Raw genomic sequence first — 18,443 nt, 5'->3', positions numbered from 1 at the left:
TATAATGAGCCTTTAAGACTTACCAATAACTAAAGACAGCATACCGGCAGCGATAAGCGGCCCAACCGGGATACCTTTTAAGAAAGCTACACCAATGAGTGTTCCAACAATCAGCCCATTCACAATCATTGGATTGGCGCTCATTAAGCTCACACCACGCATCCCAAGCCATGAAACAAAAATACCTACAATAACCGCTAGCAAGGATTTCCAGTGCACAAAAGATTTAAGCATCTCTTGTATCCCCATACTACCGTTAGCTAAAGGAACCATCACCGCAGCAGTCAGTATCACAATACCCACCGTCATACCGTATTTGCTAAGCATAGGAAAATAAGCTGACAGCGGCGTCAGCTTAAACAGAAGGAGTAACAAAATGGCAAAAGTAACAGTATTATTGTTAGTGACATAACATAATGCTGCTAATGCGAGTAATACAAAAAAAGTAATATCTAAATTTGCCATTGCTTAACGTTATTCAAATAAAAATTAAAGTGGAACACCGATTCGTTTTGCCACTTCTTCATAGGCTTCAATTACACCACCAAGCCCCTGACGGAAGCGGTCTTTGTCCATTTTTTTCAGTGTCTCTTTCTCCCACAGACGGCAACCATCTGGTGAGAACTCGTCACCCAATACAACTTCACCTTTAAACACACCAAACTCTAATTTGTAATCAACTAAAATCAGGCCTGCTTTATCAAATAGTGCAGTCAAAATTTCATTAATTTTAAAACTAAGTTCTTTCATTTTATCCAGCTGAGCGTCAGTTGCCCAACCAAAAGCACGACAGTGATATTCGTTTACCATCGGATCATGTAACGCATCATTTTTCAAAAAAAGTTCAAATGTTGCTGGTTTTAAAATCGTCCCTTCTTCAACACCAAGGCGTTTAACCAGTGAGCCTGCAGCACGGTTACGAATCACACATTCAACCGGTACCATATCCAGTTTTTTAACTAACACTTCATTATCAGATAACAGTTTTTCTACCTGAGTCGGAATCCCCGCCTCACTTAATTTACTCATAATAAAGTGATTAAATTTATTGTTCACCATGCCTTTACGATCAAGTTGTTCAATACGCAAACCATCAAAAGCGGAAGTATCATTACGGAATTCAAGAATTAAAAGATCAGGATTACTGGTTGTATAAACTGTTTTTGCCTTACCACGATAAAGTTCTGCTAGCTTTTGCATGTTGATTAACCTTTCAAATTTAATAATTAAAAAACCTACGAATGAAAAAAGGAGCTTATTCCGCTCCTTCTTTTAGATACTATGGCACTACTATGCCGGCGTTATAATCGATTGAGTCTCGCTTTTTAATCTCAATGACCAGCATATTGAAGAAATCGACAGTATATCGTTGCGTATCAATACTGCTTTCTACCGGTACTGTCTGTTTAGAGAGTGAAGATAACTCAACTGTTAAGTATTGACGCATACCATTTGAGGTATTACGCACAGTATAAGCAGCTTCATAAGGGATCTCTTCATCAGCACGATTGACAAAATACGGCCCAACATTTAATTGCTGGCTACTTGCATCACCACTGAATGGAATATTCATACTTTGCAGCACACTCACAATTTTAGGCATTAACGCAGGTTGTGCTGGCGCGTCAAGTGACGCTACACCACGACGATAATTAGCGACTGAATCATCAATTGCCGCAATCGGTTGTGATGGTGGACGAATATCGACATTACGCCCTGTTTCACCCTGAGTGGTTGCAGTGTAAACATAATAATCACCACGATTAGCCGGCAGCTGAACACCGTCAGCAGCAACAAGTGGTTTTAATGCTGGAGTTTCAAGATAGGTATCATCACCGTTGACTTCTCGTTTATAACGCTGGTCTGCACTACATGCAGCAAGTAATAAAGATGTCGCAGAGGCAATAACTATAACTGATTTTTTTAACATGATGATAAGTCTTTCAAATAATTGATGGCATATTCTACCGCAAATTCAGATCAATATGATACGTTTAATGCGTATCATATTGAAAATTGTCTTACAGTAATTTAGCAAACTTTAGTGCCTGTTCAAGAACAGGAACAGATGCTGCACTGAGCGGAGTCATCGGTAAGCGCATAGTTGCATTTTGGATTAAACCTAATTTTTCACACGCCCATTTAACCGGAATTGGGTTAGGCTCCATAAATAATTTACTATGCAGTGGAATTAAACGCTCATTCATTTCACGCGCTTCAGCAAAGCGTTTATCAGCGGCAAGTTCGCAAATACGTGCTAGTTCTCTGGCTGCAATATTGGCTGTCACAGAAATTGTTCCATCACCACCTAAAATTAAGAAATCTAAAAACGTATTGTCATCACCACTTAATAATTTAAATTTGTCACCGACTAACTGACGAGTTTTATATACGCGGGACAAATCGCCAGTTGCATCTTTCAGTGCTACGATGTTATTAATTTTGGCCAAACGCCCGACCGTTTCAGGTTGCATATCACAACCGGTACGACCTGGTACGTTATACAGAATTTGTGGTAATGACGTATTTTCAGCAATTGCTTTAAAATGCTGATATAAACCTTCCTGAGTAGGTTTATTGTAATATGGAGTTACAGTTAAACAGCCGGCAACGCCAAGTGTTTGCACTTGTTTAGTTAAACTGATAGCTTCAGCAGTCGCATTAGCACCTGTACCGGCGATCACCGGGATACGGCCTTCTGCATATTCCACCGTTAATTTAATCACATCGATATGTTCTTTGTGATCAAGTGTCGCTGATTCACCGGTAGTACCAACAGAAACAATTGCAGATGTACCACTGGCAACATGATAATCAACAAGTTTCTTTAGGCTTACTCGGTCGACATTGCCTTTAACATCCATTGGGGTCACGACTGCGACGATACTACCTGTAAACATAAAATACCTCTCATTGATTAGATATAAGTGTGCTGTAAAGTTGCAAGTATGCGTTATTTCTCAGGTAAATTCAACCTTGTCATTCCTGACATTGCAACAATTTATATTCAACGCAGTGATATAAATTTTATCAATAATAATTGATGAATTTATAAGCTATTTTCTCTGTAACTCAGGCTTTAAGCCGGATTATCAATATCGACAAATTCCACAGATAGTTGATGTGTTTTTGCCAACCATTCACCAAGGGCTTTAATTCCATAGCGTTCAGTCGCATGATGACCTGCAGCAAAAAAGTGAAGACCATATTCACGAGCGATGTGAATAGTTCTCTCAGAAACTTCCCCGGTAATAAAAGCATCAAATCCTTGTTGAGCTGCTTGCTCCAGATAATCCTGCCCGCCACCACTACACCAGGCAATACGTTTTATAGTCGCGGGTGCATTATCACCACTATGTAACACTGAATGGTGCAACTTCTGTTCAATTCGCGTGATTAATTGTTCTGCTGAAATTGGTGTCTGAAACTCACCTTTAAACAGTAAATCGGTAATATCCTGACGAGGATAAACCTCAATACCAAGAAGAGCAGCGAGTAACACGTTATTACCCAGAGTCGAATGACCATCTAACGGCAAGTGATAAGCCAGTAAATTGATATCATTAGTCAACAACGTTTTGATACGGTTATACTTCATGCCTGTGATAATTTGTGGTTCATTACCCCAAAAATAGCCATGATGAACAAGCACGGCATCTGCCTGAAGCTCAACAGCTGCATCAAGTAAACGCTGACAGGCTGTCACACCGGTCACAATCTTTTGAATTTGCTTTTTACCCTGAACCTGTAGACCATTAGTTGTATAATCTTTGAACAGATTCACATTCAGTTCTTTATTGATGATTTGCTCTAATTCTGTATTTAGCATAAGACGTTATCCTTTGTACATTTAATCTGCATTATAGCGACACAGCAATTGTTTGAATAGTGAAAAGCAATCAATCTCTTATAGATTATTCACCTTATTTATAGTATATCTATACCGCTTCACATAATGTGTTCCCTTATTTATTTTAATCTGTCGTTTAAACAGGAAATAATCGTAATGAAAACCCTTGGTGAATTTATCATTGAAAAGCAGCATGAGTTTCCACATGCTACAGGTGAACTTTCTGCACTACTGTCAGCGATCAAACTTGGCGCTAAAATTATTAACCGCGATATCAATAAAGCAGGTTTAGTCGATATTATCGGTGCTAATGGTTCTTCAAATATTCAGGGCGAAACACAGATGAAACTCGATGTGTTTGCCAATGAAACCTTAAAAGCGGCACTTGAAGCCCGTGGCGTTGTAGCAGGTATTGCTTCTGAGGAAGAAGACGAACTGGTTATTTTCGGTAATGATAAAGCGTGTCATGCTAAGTACGTTGTACTTATGGATCCGCTCGATGGTTCATCAAACATCGATGTTAACGTTTCTGTCGGAACCATCTTTTCGATCTATCATCGTGTCACACCAATTGGTGAGCCAATTTCAGAAAAAGACTTTTTACAACCCGGTCATCAACAAGTAGCCGCAGGTTATATTATTTATGGTTCATCCACCATGTTGGTTTATACCACCGGTTGCGGTGTCCATGCTTTTACTTACGATCCGTCTATTGGTGTTTTTTGTTTATCACACGAAAACGTACAGTTCCCTAAATTTGGTAATATTTACTCTATCAATGAAGGTTTCTACTGGAAATTTCCGGTCGGCGTGAAAAAGTATATTAAATATTGTCAGGAAGAAGACGCTAAAACCAAACGCCCTTATACCTCTCGTTATATTGGTTCACTGGTTTCTGACTTCCACCGTAATTTACTTAAAGGCGGAATCTATATTTATCCAAATACTGCCCAGTATTCTAAAGGTAAATTACGTCTGCTTTATGAATGTAACCCAATTGCGTTTTTAGCAGAACAAGCTGGTGGTAAAGCCAGTGACGGATTTAACCGAGTGCTGGAGATTAATCCAACCGAACTGCATCAACGTTCTCCTTTCTTTGTTGGTGTTAAATCAATGGTTGAAGATGCAGAGAAATTTATGGAAGAGTTTAAAGATTTATAAATTGATAAGGGGCATAAGCCCCTTTTTCTTATCTCCTGACTGCTTTATATCTTTTAATTATAAGATTTTAGTTCTCGTTAATTATAGCTTCTTTTAACTTTAACTTTTTATCATAACTTTCGTTTATGACCTTACTTAAGACTCATCACTCCACCAGCTACCTCTACAACATATATCTAAATGTTATAAAGATATTCTAAAGTGTTATTTCTCTTCGTTATTTAAACTCAACTATATTGTTCTTCATGTCTTATGGAAAATTAGGGTTTATCTATTTCCCTATTATTAGCGCTGGTATCACGACTCAGGAGCAAGGAAATGAAGTTATTTAATCGGAAGAATTTATTGGTGACAGCGCTAATTGCAGCGTTATCACCGTTTAGTGTATTTGCTGATGAAAAATCTGATCAGCAAACTCCTGTTTATGGTGGAACACTGGTTGTGCACTATTCGGGGGAACAACGAATTTTAAATCCTGCTCTGCGAGCTTCAACTGGAGTGTATGAAATCTCAGGTAAAATCGTTGAATCTTTGGTTGATCTTGATGCTGATAGTAATATCGTTCCGGTTCTGGCAACGTCATGGATATCTTCCCCTGATGGTAAGACAATTACGTTCAAACTGCGTGAAGGCGTAAAATGGCATGACGGCAAACCATTCACTTCAGCTGACGTCCAGTACAGTGCTTTAGAATTTTGGAAAACCAAACTGAATTTTTCAACCGCTCTGCAACTAAACTTAGAATCTGTTGATACACCCGATGAACATACTGCTGTATTTAACTATTCTCGCCCTATTCCATTGAATCTGTTACTCAGAGCACTGGCTGATTTTGGCTATGTGGTTCCCCGTCATCTGTATGAAGGCACCAATGTACTGGAAAATCCATACAACTCAGCACCGGTTGGTACCGGGCCGTTCAAATTTGTGGAATATCAACGTGGTCAGCATATTATTGTTGAGAAAAATCCTGATTACTGGCGTAAAGGCTATCCTTACTTAGATAAAATCGTCTGGCGTATTATTGATGATAAATCATCAACGGCAGCGGCTATGGAGAGCGGACAAATTCAGATGAATGTCTATTCTAAGTTAACGCTGGCTGATATTGATCGTTTTAAAAGTAATCCACAATTTGAAGTAAGAACCAAAGGTTCTGAAGCTAACGTATTTAACAATACCGTTGAATTTAACTTTAGGAATCCAATTATCGCTAACCTAAAAGTCAGACAAGCGATTGTACAGTCTTTAGATATCCCCTTCTTTATTGAGAACTTCTTATATGGTGAAGGAAAACAGGCAACGGGTTTAATTCCGTCCTCATCCAAAGCTTTCTACCCAGAAGATAGTAAAGTGGTTTATCCATTTGATCGTCAAAAAGCTGAAGCATTGCTGGATGAAGCCGGATATCCACGTCAGGCTGATGGTACACGTTTTAATTTAAAACTGGTTCACATTAATAACAGTGAAGATGTTCCAATGTTTGCCACATTTATCCAACAATCTTTAGCAGAAGTGGGTATCAAAGTAAGTATCGCCAATATGGATACTGCCGGTGCGCTAAACGCTGTCTATAAACAACATGATTTTGATATTGCAACCGGCTGGCATCAATACCGTGGTGATCCCGCTGTTTCAACTACCGTCTGGTTACGTTCAGGCAGTCCTGACGGTGCGCCGTGGACAAATCAATATGGCTGGCAATCTGACAAAGTCGATACGTTAATTGATAATGCGGCTTCTGAGATTGATCCGGTAAAACGTAAAGCCATGTATGCTGAACTTGTACAAATCGTAAATGATGAATTACCACTTTGGTTTGCCACAGAACGTAACTTTATTTCTGTCATCAGTACTAAAGTTCACAATCATCATAATACCGCAAGATGGCCATCCAGCAGCTGGTATGATGTTTGGGTTGAAAAGTAACTCAAGCTTAAGGAAAAGGATTAACGCATGATGCAATTACTTAGCCAGGCTGGCAGGCGCTTATTAACCACGATTCCATCACTGATTATTATTTTGGTAGGACTGTTTCTGCTGCTACAACTTGCACCGGGCGATACGGTTGACGCCCTGCTGGCACAAATTGGTGGAGCAGAACAGAGTGTTATTGATGAAATGCGTCAATATTATGAACTGGACCAGAGCGTCAGTTCCAGACTGGCTAATTACCTATGGCGTTTAGTTCACTTAGATTTAGGACAATCAGCAATTTACGGTAAACCTGTGGTTGACGTTATCTTAGAACGTCTGCCAGCCACTATTTTACTGATGGGTTCAGCTATGCTGATCGCGTTTTCACTTGGAACCGTACTTGGTATTTTAGCTGCACAAAAAGTCAATGGCTGGCAGGATTCGTTAATCTCTATTTTGGGCTTAATTTTTTACTCTACTCCATCCTTCTGGTTTGGACTCATGGGAATTGTAATCTTCTCTATTTTTTTAAACTGGTTACCCCCAAGTGGGTTTGGGTCAATTGATAAATCCTTAACCGGGATTAGTGCAGTACTCGACCTTATCTGGTATTTAATTCTGCCAACATTCACTTTAGCGCTGACTTATTTAGCTATTTACCTGCGCGTTATGCGGGCATCGCTGCTTGAAGTATCAACTCTTGATTTTGTTCGTACCGCGCGTGCTAAAGGGCTCACTAAACGAGCGGTTCTGGTAAAACACGTATTACGCAACGCCATGCTTCCAATGGTGACATTAATTGGCTTACAAGCCGGAACCATGCTTGGTGGTTCGGTAGTAATAGAAAGTATTTTTGCGATTCCGGGGCTTGGTCGTTTAGCTTATGACTCAGTTATTCAGCGCGATCTGAATACTCTGCTTGGTGTGGTTTTTGTGTCAGCAATTGTGGTAATCATCATCAATTTTATCGTCGATATGCTGTATACCAGACTCGATCCACGTATTGCGATTAGAAAATAGGAGCGAAGAAATGTCATTTGTAAAAGATTACTTTCGCAGCCCTGTTGCCATATTGGGTTTAATTCTGTTGCTTGTTATTATTGCTGTTGCTTTGAGCGCAAACTGGTTTTATCCGGGTAATCCATTAAGTCTGGCCGGGTGTCCGCTACAGTGGCCAATGGATAATCCTAAATTTATCTTAGGTACAGATCAGGTCGGGCGAAATATTGCAGCGCAAATCTTTCATGGTGCCAGAATCTCTTTATTTATTGGCTTGATTGCTACAGTGATTTCTATCGTTATCGGTATTACTGTGGGCGCTGTTTCCGGCTTTTTTGGTGGTTTTATTGATGATATGTTGATGAGAATCACAGAAGCCTTTCAAATTTTACCTAACTTCTTGCTACTACTTGTGGCTGTCGCTGTTTTTGGTTCGACGATTGAAATTGTCGTTGTCTCAATTGGCTTGGTGTCGTGGCCGCCGGTAGCGCGCTTAACCCGGGCTGAATTTTTATCCTTACGTAATCAGGAATTTGTACAGGCCGGGCGAACACTAGGTATGACCAATTTCCGGTTGATCTTTAGTGAAATACTGCCTAATGCCCTGCCACCTGTCATTATGTATGCCAGTGTGATTCTTTCAACCGCCATTTTAATGGAGAGTGCGCTGGCCTTTTTAAATCTCTCTGATCCTAATGTGCCATCATGGGGGAATTTAATTGGTGGTGGACGCACTGTGTTACGCGCACAGTGGTATGTTTCCGCTATTCCGGGTCTGGCTATTTTATTCACAGTTTTATCTGTTTCACTGGTAGGACAAGGTATTAACGATGCCTTAAACCCGAGGCTAAAAAGACGATGAGTACACTACTATCTATTCACAATTTAAGTGTCAGCTTGCCTAAAGGTGCTGATCGCCCCTATGCGATCAGTAATGTCTCTCTTGAGCTAAACAATAACGAAATTCTGTGTATTGTCGGTGAGAGCGGTTCTGGTAAATCGATGATGTCCAGTGCGATTATGGGATTACTTCCTGAACGGGTAAAAGCGACTTCCGGTGAAATCCTGTTTGAGGGTGAAGATCTGCTGACTTATAACGATGCTCAGATGCGTAAAATTCGTGGCGCACGTATTGGTATGATTTTTCAGGAGCCGATGACCGCACTTAATCCACTGCGTACCATTGCAGATCAAATCGCAGAGATGTATTGGACCCATACAAAGTTAAAAAAAGCTGACATCAATAAAAAAGTGCTTGAGCTGTTAAATGATGTACAGATTCCAAACCCAGAGGCTGCCGCAAAAGCTTATCCGCATGAACTCTCAGGTGGACAACGCCAGCGTGCGATGATAGCCATGGCTTTAGCATTAGAGCCCACCGTTTTGATCGCAGATGAACCAACAACAGCGCTGGATGTAACGACTCAGGCTCATATTTTAAAACTAATCCGTGATTTACAGCAGCGTAAAGGGACTGCCGTGCTGTTTATCACCCATGACTTTGGTGTGGTGGCAGAAATTGCCACTCATGTGGCTGTGATTCAAAAAGGCGAACTGGTTGAACAAGGTAGTGTTAATGACGTCCTGAATCATCCGACTCATCCTTATACTCAACGATTAATCGCTGCAGTGCCGCCGCTATCACCAAGCGATGCCCGTTTAATTAGCCAAAACAGCATATTAAATGTAAATCATGTAACTAAAACTTATCGTAGCGGTGGCCTGTTTAAGCGCAATAGACGTATTACTCACGCTGTTAATGATGTCAGTTTTACCGTTCCTCAGGGAGGCACCATTGGGATTGTTGGAGAGAGCGGTTCCGGTAAATCAACACTTGCACGTTGTATCATAAAGTTGTTGAATATTGATGAGGGACAAATTGAATTTGATAACGTCAATATTGCTGACCTAAAAGGTAAAACTCTGCGTCAATATTCACGCAATATTCAGATGGTGTTTCAGGATCCTTATGCGTCACTCAATCCACGTAAAAAAGTAGGAGAACAAGTAGCTATTGGTCCTCAGCTATATGGAATGACAAAGCAAAGTGCCATGGAAAAAGCCAAAGTGCTGTTTAAATTAGTCGGTCTGGATAGTGAAGCGGTACATCGTTATCCCCATGAGTTTTCTGGTGGTCAGCGTCAGCGTATTGGTCTGGCCAGAGCATTAGCGCTGGAGCCTAAAATTCTGGTGGCTGATGAGCCAGTTTCAGCCCTAGACGTGTCAGTGCAAGAGCAAGTATTACAACTTTTAGCTGAGCTAAGAGAAAAGTTAGGCTTAACATTAATTTTTATCACCCATGATCTGCGCGTTGCAGCTCAGATTTGTGATTCAATTATCGTCATGAAAAACGGTAATATTGTTGAACAAGGCCTTGCATCACAAGTTTTTACCAAGCCACAACATGAGTATACCAAAAGTCTACTTGATGCTGTGCCGGGGAAGAATTGGAATCCTCCCCGTTTAATTGATATGTCACCAGCAATTCACATTTAAGACTGTCTTACTCTAAGCAAAACAGGAGCAAAAGCATGACACAAATTATTCCGCAGATTGACCACGTCGTCATCACTGTTTCAGACCAGTTAGATGCCTCTTATAAGCAGTATCAAAAATTAGGCTTTACCATGACTGCTCGCGGTCATCACTCACTGGGTACCAGCAATAATCTGGCAATTTTTGGCACTACCTATCTGGAACTCCTTGGTTATGAACCACAAAATGCCGATAAAGTAGATGCTAGCTGGCGCTTTGATAACGGCTTAACCGGTTTAGTGTTTAAAACTAAAGATTCCGAAGGTTTATATAAATCATTAATCGCTCATGGTGTCAAAGTCGATGGTAATGGTCCTAAATCATTCTTCCGTCCGGTTGAATTACCTGATGGTTCAAAGCCAGAAGCTCGCTTTAAAACAGTAAGACTCGATCCAAGTTATACTCCAAACGGGCAAATTTTCTTTTGTGACCACTTAACTCCTGAATTGGTTTATCGTCCTGAATGGCAAAAGCATAAAAATGGCGTGTTAAATATTGTCCGTGTTGTTCTGGAAGCGAAAGATCCGACTAAATCCATTGAGCTGTTGCGCAATACCTTTCTAGGTAGCCAGATTGTTGAAATTGCCGGAGGACTACGTCTTAAAGCTGAGAATAAAGTCATCGATTATTTAACACCAGAAGCCACAAAGAAAGAATTTGGTGATACACTGTCAAAAGCAAAAAACGATAAAGATCGTAAAGTTGCCTTATCGTTTAAAACCAAATCTCTCGGACAGACAAGACAAGCACTGGCTGACGGAAGTATCAAATTTATTGAAAGGGAATCATCAATTTTAGTTCCCGCAAGTGAAACGTTTGGTGTAGTAATGACTTTTGTAGAATAGGACTCTAAGCAATGACTAATATTTCTAAAGATATCGAAGCTCTAAAAAAAGAGATGACTGACTGGCGTCATCATATCCATACTTATCCTGAAACTGCTTTTGAAGAACAAAAAACGACTCAGTATATTATCGAGCAACTCAAATCATTTGGTATTGATGAACTTTATACTGAATTTGCGCCAACAGGTGTGGTTGGTATCATCAAAGGTAAAAAAGAAGGTAAATGGGTCGGACTACGTGCTGATATCGATGCTCTTGATGTTATTGAAAAGAATGATATTAATTACTGCTCTAAAATCCCGGGCAAAATGCATGCCTGCGGTCATGATGGCCATACCGCAATGTTACTTGGTGCCGCAAAGTATTTAGCTCAGCATCGTGATTTTGCTGGTACTGTGGTTGTAATCTTCCAACCTGCTGAAGAGAACGAAGGCGGTGGACGCGTGATGGTTGAAAACGGTTTATTCAAACGTTTCCCGATCGAGTCTGTATTTGGTATGCATAACCAACCTAATATGCCACTTGGCCATTTCTTAATTTGTCAGGGTCCAATTATGGCTGCTTATGACACGTTTGAAATTAAACTAACCGGACTTGGTGCTCACGCTGCTGCGCCACATTTAGGCAAAGATACTATTGTTCTGGCCAGCCACATTGCGATTGCTTTACAGACGATTGCCAGCCGTAATGCTAATCCGTTTGATTCGCTGGTTGTCAGTATTACTCAGATTCATAGTGGTGATACCTGGAACGTTCTGCCACAAGAAGCAGTGATTCGTGGTACTGTGCGTTCATTTAAAAAAGATGTACAGGATATGGCTGAAAAACGTATCAATGAGATTTCTCAGGGGCTTGCCGCTACGTTTAATGCTAAAGCTGAAGTTCGTTATGAGCGTCGCTACCCTGCCACCATCAATCATAAAGTAGAAACTGATGTAGCGATTGAAGTAGCTTCTAAAATCGTAGGAGCAGAAAACGTAGTGACTGACGTTGAACCATCAATGGGCGCTGAAGACTTCGCCTTTATGTTACAGGAAAAACCGGGTGCTTATATCTGGTTAGGTGCAGGTCCGGGAGCAAACTTACACAATCCTGCTTATAACTTCAACGATGAAGTGTTAACCACAGGTGCAGCTTATTATGTTGGAATTGTGAATGCCCAACTGGGTAAATAAATAACACCTTAAAAAATAAAAGGATAAGTAGTGATACTTATCCTTTTTAATTTTAATAATAACCATTTGATTAATAAGCAATTTTTAAATGCTTTGTTTATCAGCAGGAAATACTACGCCAGTTTGTCTTCTCACTTCAGTTAAAAGTTCTGATAACTGTTCAGAATAAACCAGCCCTTTATGATCCAGTTGGTTATCTTGAACCAACTTAGCAAAGACTTCTGCCTCGTAATACATGGTGTTTTCTTTCTGCTCAAGAGTCAGGTTTTCTGTCACGCCTAAGCCTTTTCTTGGAATAAAGGTGACTTTCTCCATCACTGATTCGTGTTCAATGAGTATGCTGCCGTCTTCACCCTGAATTTCACTTGGAATGTTAGAATCACTGACTTTTGAGTGGAAAATGGTGACATCAAAATCACCATAATTCATCACAACTGTACCGTGCGCATCCACTCCAGAATCAAGCAGTGTTGCATTTGCATAAACAGTTTTTGGTTTACCCCAAAGTGCAATTGCAGCACCTGCCGGGTAAAGACCAATATCCATAATTGAACCATTAGAGAATTCAGGATTAAAGGTATTTGGGTTTTCACCATCCAGGTAGCGTTGGTAACGTGATGAATACTGACAATAGGTTAATAGCACCTTACGGAGTTTGCCCAGTTTTGGTAAAAACTGTTTTACCACTTCAAAGTTTGGCAAATAAGGAGTTTTAAAGGCCTCAAAAATAATTTTTTGATTTTCTTTGGCAATCTTAATTAAAGACCTTGTTTGCTCGATATTTGATGTGATTGGTTTCTCGCAAACAACATGTTTTTTATGCTCAAGGAAAAACTTCGCTTGCGGGTAGTGAAATGAATTTGGGCTGGCAATATAAACTGCATCGATCAGATCCGAATTTGCCATGTCTTCTAAAGAATCAAAATAGTGTTCAACGTGATATTTTTTACCAAACTCTTTAGCTTGTTCAATCTTTCTGGAATATACAGCAACTAATTTAATCTTGCCGGTTTGATGAGCTGCGTCAACAAATTTATCCGTAATCCAGTTGGTACCAATGATAGCTAATCGAATCATAACCTACTCCTTCAAGCATGAATAATTAAATGGATGTGGGGTATAATATAGCACTTCACTTTTGCTTAAGATATGAAATTATTAGAGTTGCGCGACACAGTCGCGCTTTGTAGAACTTAGAGTGGTGAAAGTATTAGCTTGAGTGTGTTGCACGATGTAGTCGTGCTTGTAGATCTTGGAGCGGTGAAAGTATTAACCTGGGTGTGAGCTTACCGGTACTATTCCGATGCGCTGAACATGCAAGCCATGTAACGCTTACTCCATAGTACCGATAAGCTCAGTATGCATCCTCTTAAAAAACACATGCAAAAGGGGGCGTGCTCCCCCAACAAACTCATACTGATACCCCAACAAGAGGTTTGAATTGAGTTGCGCGACGTAGTCGCGCTTTTAAGAAAAATACTAAAGAAATTATTTTGAATGCGTTAAAAAGAATTTTAACGATGGATTGGCTGTTTCATCATGATAATCATAATTGAGCTCAGATAAATGACGGGCAAAAGCCACATCTTTTTCTGACAGTTCAAATCCTGCCAGCACACGTCCATAATCAGTACCATGACTACGATAATGGAACATTGAGATATTCCAGTTAGTTCCCAGAGTTTGTAAGAACTTAAGTAGTGCCCCAGGTGATTCCGGAAATTCAAAACTATAGAACTGTTCTGAAATTGGCTGGCACGGTTTTCCACCAATCATATAACGAACATGGAGTTTAGCCATTTCATCATCTGAAAGATCAACTACATCATAACCACCCACAGACAGCTCACGAATGATCTCTTCTTTTTCTGCTTCACCACGAGAGATACGTACACCAACAAAGATACAGGCATCAGATGCTGTGTGATAACGGTAATTAAACTCAGTCACAGAACGACCACCAAGTAACTGACAGAATTTTAAAAAACTTCCTTTTTGTTCCGGAATTGTCACAGCAAAGAGTGCTTCACGTTTCTCGCCCAGTTCGCAGCGTTCAGAAACATAACGCAGACTATGGAAATTCATATTTGCGCCAGAAAGCACATGTGCTAACTTTTCACCACGAATGTTATGTTGATCAACATATTTTTTGAGTCCTGCCAGAGCCAGTGCACCTGAAGGTTCTGCTACTGCTCGTACGTCATCAAACAGGTCTTTAACTGCTGCACAGATTTCATCGCTATCAACCACCACGATATCATCTAAATATTGCTGACAGACACGGAAGGTTTCATCACCAATACGTTTAACTGCAACACCTTCAGCAAACAAGCCAACACGTGGTAAATCAACCGGCTCACCCGCTTCCATCGCAGCTTTTAAACAAGCAGAATCTTCCGCTTCAACTGCAATCACCTTAATCGACGGCATAATTTGTTTGATAAGCACAGCAACACCAGCAGCCAGTCCGCCGCCGCCAACAGGTACAAAAATACGATCAAGGCTGGCGTTTTGCTGTAACAACTCCATCGCCACACTGCCTTGACCGGCAATCACCAGCGGATGATCAAACGGTGGAATAAAAGTACGCCCCTGCTGTTTTGCCAGCTCTATTGCTTTGGTTTTCGCTTCATCAAAATTAGCACCATAGAGTAACACCTCCCCACCAAAGTTACGTACTGCATCAACTTTGATATCAGGTGTTGTCATTGGCATCACAATCAGAGAGTTAATTCCACGTCTTGAAGCAGACAGCGCTACGCCTTGTGCATGATTACCCGCAGAGGCGGCAATAACCCCTTTTTTGCGCTCTTCGTCAGAAAGACTGGCAATCATCGCCTGAGCACCACGAATTTTAAAGCTGTGCACTGGCTGACGGTCTTCGCGTTTAACAAAAACCTGATTACCCAAACGATCTGAGATTTTCTCCATTCTTTCCAGTGGAGTCACAACAGCCACGTCATAAACGGGTGAACAGAGAGTAGCCTTTAAATAGTCCGCTCCTGTCATAGATTGTTTTCTGATCACCACGTTAACCGCCTAATTTTGATTTATCTCTGACTGCGCCTTTATCAGCACTTGTTGCCAGACTTGCATAGGCACGTAGTGCATAAGAAACCTGACGTTTTCGATCTTTTGGTGTCCAGGCTTTATCACCACGTTCCTCTTCTGCCACTCGGCGTCTGTCTAACTCTTCAGGAGAAACAAGCAGTTCTAAACGACGTTTTGGTATATCAATATCGATCAAGTCACCATCTTTAACTAAACCAATCATACCGCCATTGGCTGCTTCTGGTGAAATATGACCAATTGAAAGCCCTGATGTACCGCCAGAGAAACGACCATCAGTAATTAGCGCACACGCTTTACCCAGTCCCATTGATTTTAAGAAGCTGGTTGGATATAGCATCTCTTGCATGCCCGGCCCGCCTTTAGGCCCTTCATAGCGGATAACCACAACATCACCAGCAACAACTTTACCACCAAGAATTGCACTAACAGCATCTTCCTGACTTTCATAAACTTTTGCAGGACCTTTAAACACTAAGTTTTCTGCTGAAACACCCGCTGTTTTTACAATTGCACCATCCAGTGCTACGTTACCGTATAACGCTGCAAGACCGCCGTCCTGGCTATAAGCAAACTCTTTAGAACGGATACAACCATTTTCACGATCGGTATCCAGCTCATCCCAATAACAATCCTGAGAGAATGCCTTAGTGGTACGAATACCCGCCGGCCCTGAACGATACATTTTTTTCACGGCTTCATTGGTTGTTTTTAAAATATCGTACTGTTGGATAGTTTCTGACAGGGTTAATCCTAATACGTTTTTCACCTGATTATTCACCAAACCTGCTTTATCAAGTTCAGCTAAAATAGAAATAACACCACCTGCACGGTGTACATCTTCCATATGGTATTTTTGGGTACTTGGCGCTACTTTACATAAATGGGGAATTAAGCGAGACAGACGATCGATATCAGTCATATCAAAATCGACTTCACCCTCTTGCGCTGTCGCGAGTAAATGCAGAACAGTGTTGGTTGAACCACCCATAGCAATGTCTAGTGCCATCGCATTTTCATAAGCGGCTTTGCTGGCAATAGCGCGTGGCAGAACTGAAGCATCATCTTTTTCGTAGTAGCGTTTAGTTAAATCCACAATACGTTTTGCAGCTTCAACAAATAAGTGTTCACGTTGCTTATGCGTTGCCACTAAAGAACCGTTGCCCGGCAGTGCTAAACCAAGTGCTTCAGCTAAACAGTTCATGGAGTTAGCAGTAAACATACCAGAGCAAGAACCACAAGTTGGACACGCAGATTCTTCAATTTTTTGGCTATCTTCATCACTGACATCCGGATTTGCGCCCTGAATCATGGCATCGATTAAATCCAGTTTAATTATTTGATCGGAAAGCTTAGTTTTGCCCGCTTCCATAGGACCACCGGAAACGAAAATTGCCGGAATATTAAGACGCAGCGCAGCCATCAACATTCCCGGAGTGATTTTGTCACAGTTAGAAATACAGATCATTGCGTCAGCACAGTGCGCATTAACCATATACTCTACCGAGTCAGCAATCAGTTCACGTGAAGGAAGCGAGTAAAGCATCCCACCATGTCCCATAGCAATACCATCATCAACAGCGATAGTATTAAACTCTTTTGCCACACCGCCAGCATCTTCAATGTGTCTTGCTACTAATTGTCCAATATCTTTTAAATGTACGTGACCCGGAACAAATTGTGTAAATGAGTTAACGACTGCAATAATTGGCTTACCAAAATCTTCATTTTTCATTCCGGTTGCTCGCCATAAAGAACGAGCACCTGCCATATTACGACCTTCTATTGATGTTGCTGAACGATACTTTGGCATATGCCACTCCACGATTTTCAATAATTAAATTGTCAGTAAATAAGTTTCTCTATTCTTACAAAAGATGTATAAGAATTCGAGTGATTTATATAAATATTTTTATGGTTTAACTAAATCCAGCCAGCCGTATTTATCTTCTGTCTGACCGTTAAATAAACCAAAGAAAGCCTGTTGTATTTTAGTCGTTACTGCACCACGACGACCAATACCTATTTGAATGCCATCGATACTGCGTACTGGTGTAATTTCAGCCGCAGTACCAGTCATAAATACTTCATCCGCTAAGTAGAGTGATTCACGTGATAATGTCTGTTCACGGATCTCAATACCAATATCTTTAGCTAAAGTTAGAATAGCATCACGAGTAATCCCCGGTAGAGCTGCAGAAGTCAAGGTTGGAGTAAATAGAATACCATTTTTCACTAAGAAGATATTTTCCCCTGCTCCTTCTGACACATAGCCATTCACATCCAGTGCAATCCCTTCCTGAAAGCCAAGACGTCTGGCTTCGTTACCAACCAGTAAAGACGATAGGTAGTTACCACCGGCTTTAGCAGCTGTTGGAATGGTATTTGGAGCTGCACGGTTCCATGATGAAACCATCGCATTAATACCTTGTTCTAAAGCATCTTCACCTAAATAAGCCCCCCAAGGGAAAGCCGCAATAATCACGTCTGTTTTATATCCCTCTTTTGGATTAACCCCCATGCCAACATCACCAATAAACACTAAAGGACGAATATAAGCGCTGGTCAGGTTATTTTTGACGAGCGTAGCACGTGTTGATGCCATCAGCTCATCAGCAGAATAAGCAATTGGCATACGATAAATTTTAGCTGAATCATGTAGACGCTGCATATGTTCACGATGACGGAAAACAGCCGGACCTTTATGGGTATCATAACAGCGAATACCTTCAAAAACTGATGAACCATAATGTAAGGCATGTGACATCACGTGGACTTTAGCATTTGCCCATTCAACCATTTCACCATTAAACCAAATATAGTCTGACTTACTTGTTGTTCCCATAATATTAATCCTTAATCAAATTTTATAATGATATAACTCAGTTCAAT

General features: G+C 40.8%; 16 protein-coding genes. 7 read left to right on the top strand and 9 right to left on the bottom strand.

Annotation, left to right across the window (positions count from 1 at the left end; genetic code table 11):
• Positions 1 to 12: 12 nt before the first annotated feature.
• The 5 genes from IPMB12_RS09695 to IPMB12_RS09675 all read right to left on the bottom strand — a co-directional run bounded on the left by IPMB12_RS09695 (position 13) and on the right by IPMB12_RS09675 (position 3,829).
• On the bottom strand, positions 13 to 465 hold the full coding sequence (locus IPMB12_RS09695; RefSeq protein WP_166917196.1) for a DUF441 domain-containing protein: 453 nt from the start codon (positions 463 to 465) through the stop codon (positions 13 to 15).
• Positions 466 to 489: 24 nt separating this feature from the next.
• Positions 490 to 1,200, bottom strand: coding sequence for a phosphoribosylaminoimidazolesuccinocarboxamide synthase (gene purC / locus IPMB12_RS09690; RefSeq protein ID WP_166917194.1), 711 nt, complete (start codon positions 1,198 to 1,200; stop codon positions 490 to 492).
• A 79-nt stretch (positions 1,201 to 1,279) separates the two neighbouring features.
• Complete coding sequence (bamC, locus tag IPMB12_RS09685) at positions 1,280 to 1,930, bottom strand: outer membrane protein assembly factor BamC (protein ID WP_166917192.1); 651 nt, start codon at positions 1,928 to 1,930, stop codon at positions 1,280 to 1,282.
• A gap of 91 nt (positions 1,931 to 2,021) precedes the next feature.
• Positions 2,022 to 2,900, bottom strand: a complete 879-nt coding sequence (dapA, locus tag IPMB12_RS09680) for a 4-hydroxy-tetrahydrodipicolinate synthase (protein WP_166917190.1) — start codon at positions 2,898 to 2,900, stop codon at positions 2,022 to 2,024.
• A 179-nt stretch (positions 2,901 to 3,079) separates the two neighbouring features.
• Positions 3,080 to 3,829: a Nif3-like dinuclear metal center hexameric protein gene (locus tag IPMB12_RS09675; RefSeq protein WP_166917188.1), complete on the bottom strand. Its 750-nt coding sequence runs from the start codon at positions 3,827 to 3,829 to the stop codon at positions 3,080 to 3,082.
• 177 nt (positions 3,830 to 4,006) lie between these two features.
• On the opposite strand from IPMB12_RS09675, the gene fbp reads away from it, so the two are divergent.
• The 7 genes from fbp (at position 4,007) to IPMB12_RS09640 (ending at position 12,482) form a co-directional block, all read left to right on the top strand.
• A complete protein-coding gene (gene fbp / locus IPMB12_RS09670; protein WP_166917186.1) occupies positions 4,007 to 5,011 on the top strand; it encodes a class 1 fructose-bisphosphatase in 1,005 nt (334 codons plus the stop codon).
• A 318-nt stretch (positions 5,012 to 5,329) separates the two neighbouring features.
• On the top strand, positions 5,330 to 6,940 hold the full coding sequence (locus IPMB12_RS09665) for an ABC transporter substrate-binding protein (RefSeq protein WP_166917184.1): 1,611 nt from the start codon (positions 5,330 to 5,332) through the stop codon (positions 6,938 to 6,940).
• 30 nt (positions 6,941 to 6,970) lie between these two features.
• Positions 6,971 to 7,948, top strand: a complete 978-nt coding sequence (locus IPMB12_RS09660) for an ABC transporter permease (protein ID WP_166917774.1) — start codon at positions 6,971 to 6,973, stop codon at positions 7,946 to 7,948.
• A 10-nt stretch (positions 7,949 to 7,958) separates the two neighbouring features.
• The gene (locus tag IPMB12_RS09655) at positions 7,959 to 8,789 is read left to right on the top strand and encodes an ABC transporter permease (protein WP_166917182.1); all 831 of its coding nucleotides are present in this window, start codon (positions 7,959 to 7,961) and stop codon (positions 8,787 to 8,789) included.
• Entirely contained in the window at positions 8,786 to 10,423 is a 1,638-nt protein-coding gene (locus tag IPMB12_RS09650; RefSeq protein WP_166917180.1) for an ABC transporter ATP-binding protein, read from the top strand. Before IPMB12_RS09655 ends, IPMB12_RS09650 begins: the two co-directional genes overlap by 4 nt.
• A 35-nt stretch (positions 10,424 to 10,458) precedes the next feature.
• On the top strand, positions 10,459 to 11,307 hold the full coding sequence (locus IPMB12_RS09645; protein ID WP_166917178.1) for a VOC family protein: 849 nt from the start codon (positions 10,459 to 10,461) through the stop codon (positions 11,305 to 11,307).
• A gap of 11 nt (positions 11,308 to 11,318) precedes the next feature.
• Complete coding sequence (locus IPMB12_RS09640; RefSeq protein WP_166917175.1) at positions 11,319 to 12,482, top strand: M20 aminoacylase family protein; 1,164 nt, start codon at positions 11,319 to 11,321, stop codon at positions 12,480 to 12,482.
• 84 nt (positions 12,483 to 12,566) lie between these two features.
• Here IPMB12_RS09640 and IPMB12_RS09635 read toward each other — a convergent pair whose 3' ends face one another.
• The 4 genes from IPMB12_RS09635 to IPMB12_RS09620 form a co-directional block, all read right to left on the bottom strand.
• Positions 12,567 to 13,559: a Gfo/Idh/MocA family protein gene (locus IPMB12_RS09635; RefSeq protein WP_166917171.1), complete on the bottom strand. Its 993-nt coding sequence runs from the start codon at positions 13,557 to 13,559 to the stop codon at positions 12,567 to 12,569.
• 411 nt (positions 13,560 to 13,970) lie between these two features.
• On the bottom strand, positions 13,971 to 15,491 hold the full coding sequence (gene ilvA, locus IPMB12_RS09630; protein WP_166917169.1) for a threonine ammonia-lyase, biosynthetic: 1,521 nt from the start codon (positions 15,489 to 15,491) through the stop codon (positions 13,971 to 13,973).
• 22 nt (positions 15,492 to 15,513) lie between these two features.
• Positions 15,514 to 17,364, bottom strand: coding sequence for a dihydroxy-acid dehydratase (gene ilvD / locus IPMB12_RS09625; protein WP_166917167.1), 1,851 nt, complete (start codon positions 17,362 to 17,364; stop codon positions 15,514 to 15,516).
• Between the two features lie 99 nt (positions 17,365 to 17,463).
• The gene (locus IPMB12_RS09620; protein ID WP_166917165.1) at positions 17,464 to 18,396 is read right to left on the bottom strand and encodes a branched-chain amino acid transaminase; all 933 of its coding nucleotides are present in this window, start codon (positions 18,394 to 18,396) and stop codon (positions 17,464 to 17,466) included.
• Positions 18,397 to 18,443 lie beyond the last annotated feature (47 nt).

This window comes from Zophobihabitans entericus (assembly GCF_011745665.1).
Classification (GTDB): domain Bacteria; phylum Pseudomonadota; class Gammaproteobacteria; order Enterobacterales; family Orbaceae; genus Zophobihabitans; species Zophobihabitans entericus.
This window is presented reverse-complemented; position numbering and strand designations above follow the sequence as displayed.